3 protein-coding genes are annotated in these 4,961 nt (G+C 72.7%); all 3 read right to left on the reverse strand.

Translation table 11 applies throughout. The features are described from left to right. Positions 1-805 (reverse strand): ABC transporter permease (locus VKH46_00655; protein ID HKB69325.1); only part of this gene is annotated, 805 nt, incomplete at its 3' end. 61 nt (positions 806-866) lie between these two features. After that, positions 867-3,305 carry an ABC transporter permease gene (locus VKH46_00660; GenBank protein ID HKB69326.1) on the reverse strand — a complete coding sequence of 813 codons (2,439 nt, stop codon included), beginning with the start codon at positions 3,303-3,305 and terminating at the stop codon, positions 867-869. Between the two features lie 23 nt (positions 3,306-3,328). Beyond that, positions 3,329-4,961, reverse strand: a 1,633-nt coding sequence (locus VKH46_00665) for an FtsX-like permease family protein (GenBank protein HKB69327.1), incomplete at its 5' end; no start/stop codon positions are given.

The raw sequence follows: 4,961 nt of genomic DNA on the forward strand, positions 1-4,961 counted from the left end.
GCCGGATCCTGCCGAGGAGATGCTCGCGGAGCGGGACGACCCGGACAGCCGTCCGCGGGTCGCCGGCGGGACGGCCGTCGAGCCGGGCAGCGATCGCCGCGAGCTCCTGCCCGGCGGCCTCCGGCGAGACGCCGCGCCGAAGGCGCCCCGCGACGGAGAGCATGCGGACGTAGCCGCGGCTGTGCGAGAACGGGTTTCGTTCGAGGGGCGCCCAGAGCTCGGCGGGCTCCAGGAACTCGAACCCCGGCGCGGCCACACCGACGATCGTCGCCGTCTCGCCTTCGACCGACAGCGTGCGGCCGACGATGCGCGGGTCGGCGCCGAACCGCCTCCGCCAGAGCCCGTCGCTGATCACGACGACCGGGGCCGCCGTGCGGTGCTCCGCGGCCGTGAAGCCGCGGCCGACCGCGGGCGGGATGCCGAGAGCGTCGAAGAACCCTTCGGAGACGAAGTGCCCCTTGACCTGCTCGGGATCGGACCCGCCGGTCAGGGTGAAATTCCAGAGCGGCGAGACGGCGATGAGATCCTCGAATTCCCGGCTCTGCGCCCGCCACTGGCGGAACTCGTCGAAGGAAGCCCGCCGCTCGGCCGCGCCGTGCCGGACGTCGACTCCCGAGACGAACCCGAGCCGGTCCGGTTCCCGGTACGGGAGCGAGCGCAGGAGCAGGGCGCGGACGACGCTGAACACCGCGGTGTTCGCGCCGATCCCCACGGCGAGCGTGATTACCGCGATCGCCGCGAACTTCGGCCGGCGGCGGATCATGCGCGCGGCGACCGCGACGTCCCGGACGAGATCGTGAAGCATGGTCATTCCTCCCTCGAGGCTTTCATGGGGTCGGTTTTTCGAGATTGCGGCGAAGATCGCGTCATTCGCATCGGAGAACTTCGGCGGGGTCCACCCGCGTCGCCCGCCGCGCCGGCAGGAAGGCCGCCGCTGCCGCCGTCGCTCCGAGGATCACGACGGCGAGGGCGAAAGCGACGGGATCGCCGGGAGCGACGCCGAACAGGAGCGAGCGGACGGCCCGCGCGGAGGCGACGGAGAGGACCGCGCCCGCGGCGATCCCGACGCCAGTCAGCTGGAAGACGCGCGCGAACACGCCGCGGAAAACCGAGCCCGGCGATGCGCCGAGCGCGACCCGAATCCCGATCTCGCGGATACGGGCCGAGACGAGGAACGACATCAATCCGTAGAGCCCGACGGCGGCGAGGAGCAACCCCGTCGAGCCGAGCGAAACAACGAGGTCGGTCGTCACCCTCTGGCCGGCGGTTGCCAGCCGCATATGCTCGCGCAGGGTCGCGAAGTAGATGGCCGGGACGTCGGTTCCGGCCTCGTGGAGCGCGCGGCGGACCGGGCCCGCCATCGTCGAGGCCTCGCCTCGCGTGCGGACGACGAGGGTGAGCTCTCCGTAGTCGTCGGCGCCCATCGGCGTGTAGAGGTACGGCGCCGGATCCTCGCCCAGCTCGGCGTTGACGCTGTCGCGGGCGATGCCGACGATCCGGTAATCGGCTCCGTCGGGCCGGTCGAGCCGGACGGTCCGCCCGAGGGCGTCGCCGCCGGGCCAGAACCGGCGGGCCATCGTTTGGTTGATGACCAGCACGTGCGCACCGTCCCGCACGTCGCGCGCGTCGATCGCGCGCCCACTGAGAACCGGCGTGCCGATCAATTGGAAAAAGCGGTCGCCGACCGGATCGAAGCCGACGCTCTTCTCCTCGTGCTCTGCGCCCCCGTCCGGAAGGAAGAGCTTTCGGGTCGCACCGCTTCCGCTCAGGCCGAAAGGAATGCGCATCGCCGCGGCCGTGCCCGATACCCCGGGCAGCGCTTCCAGCCGCCGCCGCGCCTCCTCGACGAAGGACCGCTGCGCCTCGGGCGTCGGCGCACCGAAGGAGGGCACGAGCTCGACGACGAGCATGTTCTGGTGGGCGTCGAAACCGGGATCGGCGCGCTGCGCCCGCGCGAACGACCGCACGAGGAGGATCGCCGTGACCGACAGCGCGAGGCCGACGGCCACCTGCCCGACGACGAGGGCCGAGCGCAGCCCTCCCCGCGTCCGTCCCGTCTCCGTCGGCCGTCTCAGCATGCTCGCGGGCGCGACCCCCGACACGGCAAGGGCGGGGAGCACGCCGAAGAGGAAGAGCGAGCCTCCCGCGGCAAGCGCCGCGAAGCCGATCACGCGCAGGCTCATGTGGGCGTCGATGCCGGCGCCCAGGTTCAGGTCGGCGAGAAGGCCGGGGAGCAGGGCGATCAGCGACGAGCCGACGAGGAGCGCCGCACCCCCTCCCGCGGCCGCCAGCACCGTCGTCTCGATGGCGAGCTGCTGGACGATACGTCGGCGGGTCGCGCCGAGGGCCACCCGGGTCGCGAGCTCGTGACGCCGGTGCTCCGACCGGGAGAGGAGCAGGCTCGCGACGTTGGCGCAGGCGATGAGGAGGACGAGCCCGGCGGTCGCGAGGAGGATCGAGGAGAGGCGCGCGACGTCCCCGCCCCTCGATGCGCTCTCGGGGAGGAGGGTCATACGCCGCCCGCCGTTGGTCTCGGAAAACGCGCGTGCGAGCACGCCGGAGATTCCGGCGGTCTCCGATCGCGCCTGCGCGATCGTGGCGCCGGGCGCGAGCCGCGCGAAAAGGTCGAGATCGCGGAAACCGCGCCGGGAGAGGCGGGCCCGCTCTCCCGTCAGCTCGATCCAGGTCCCGACCGGGATCCAGACGTCAGGGACGGAGAGGGGGTCTGTTCCGCGGAACCCGCGCGGCAGGATTCCCGCGACGAGGACCGGCTGCCGGTCGAGAACGATCGTCTTGCCCGGCAGGGCCCGATCCCCGGCGAACTGGCCGCGCCAGAACGGGTAACTCAGCATCACGACCCTGGTCCCGGAGTTGGCCGCCTCCGCCTCGGGAATCGTGCGGCCGAGCGCCGGTACGGGTGCGAGAACGTCGAAGAAGCCGTTCGAGACGACGGCGGCCGTCACGAGACGGTTCTCGCTTCCGGTGTCGAGCAGGGCGCCGCGGCGTTCGAGAGAGGCGACCCCCGAGAGCATCTTCGCGGTGCCGCGAAGGCTGTCGAGGTCGGGGTACGAGCTGTAGCCCTGCGCGACAACGCCCTCGGGACCGGGATTGCTCGTGAAGATCCGGACGAGGCGGTCGGCATGCGGGACCGGCATCGGATGGAGCCAGATCTCGTCGACCAGGGAGAACACCGCCACGTTCGCCCCGATGCCGAGCGCGAGGACGGCGACGGAGACGGCCGCGAACCCCGGGGTCTTCCGGAGGTTCCGAAATGCAAAGCGCAGGTCGCAAACGAGTCCCGTCACTTCTTCCTCCTTCTCTCCCGCGCTCACTCCGTCCGCAGCGCCGTCATCGGGTCTACGGACGACGCCCGCCGGGCCGGGAGCCACGCGGCGAGCGCGGCCGCCGCGAGGAGCACGGCCGCCGCGCCGGCGAGCACGAGCGGATCGAGGGCGGAGAGTCCGAAGAGCTGGCTCCGGAGTACGCGGCCGAGCGCGACGGCGGCGGCGACTCCGACCGCGAGCCCCGCGAAAGTCTGCGTCAGAGCGTCGCGCATGACGGAGCGCCGGATCCGGGAGGCCGTCGCGCCGAGTGCGATCCGCACGCCGATCTCGCGGGTCCGGCGGGCGACCGAGAACGCGAGCGCCGCGTAGAGCCCGATCGCCGCGAGCAGCAGGGCGAGCGCGGCGAAGGAGCCCGTGAGGATCGCGAAGACGCGCTCGATCGACAGCGCGCCGTCGATCGCGTCGTCCTGGGTCTGGAGGTCGACGACCGGAAGGTTCGGGTCGAGCGCCGCGACGGTCTCCCGGATGGCGGCCATCGCCGCGGCCGGATCGCCCGAGTACCGGACGTGGAACGTCATCTCGTCCGGCGAGGTCGGGCGCTCGCGGTAGGTCACGTAGAACGTCGGGGGCGCGGGGTCGCGCAGCCGGTTGTAGCGGACCGGGCCGCACACGCCCACGATCGAGATCGGCGGCCGTTTGGGATCGAGCGACATCGTGCGGCCGAGAGGGCTCTGGCCGGGGAAGAGGAGCCGCGCGAGCTCCGTGTTGACGACGGCGGCGGGGGCCTGCGGCGAGCGGTCGCCTTCGCCGAGCGGCCGCCCGGCGACGATCGGGATGCCGAGCGTCTCGAAATACCGCGCGGCGACGATGTTGACGTGGGTGTCGAGCTTCCTGCCGCCGGGCTGCTCGATCGTCGTCGTCGAATCGCCGCCGCCGATGACGCCGTGGAGCGCGAGGGTGGCGCCCCGCACTCCCGGGATCGCCTCGAGCCTCTGCCGGAGGTCGTCGTAGAAGCCGGACAGCCGTTCGCCGGAGTAGCCGTTCAACCCCGGACGGACCGAGAAGAGAACGAGGTGATCGGGCCGGAACCCGAGCTCCACGCGCCGCAGATTCGCGAGCGTCCGCGCGAAGAGCCCCGCGGCGGTGACGAGGAGGAGACCGAGCGCCACCTGCGCCGCGACCAGGATCCCGGCGCCGCGCCCGCCGCGGCGGCCGCCCCCCGCGACCGGCGCCGCCTCCTTGAGCGACGGCGTCAGTTCCGTGTGCGACACCCGCCACGCCGGAACGAGGCCCGCGAGCACGCCGGTCACGGCGGCGGCGGCGATCCCGAAGAGGAGGACGCGCCCGCTCATCGGGGACGCGATCAACAGCGGGTGGCGCGTCCTCGCCATCACGGAGAGCACGCCGGCGGTCAACCCCTGGGCGACGAGCCAGGCGGCGGCGCTCGCGGCGAGGGCGAGGACGAGGCTCTCGGTGAGGAGCTGCCGGACGAGCCGCGCCGTGTTCGCGCCGAGGCTGCGCCGGATCGCGATCTCGCGCGTGCGTGCGGTCGCCTTCGCGAGGAGTAGACCGGCGACGTTCGTGCATGCGACGGCGAGGACGATGCCCGAGAGCCCGAACAGGATGAAGAGGGGGGTCGCGAGCCGGTGGCGCGTCCAGTCCTCTCCCCGCGCGATC

This window comes from Thermoanaerobaculia bacterium (assembly GCA_035260525.1).
GTDB lineage: Bacteria > Acidobacteriota > Thermoanaerobaculia > UBA5066 > DATFVB01 > DATFVB01.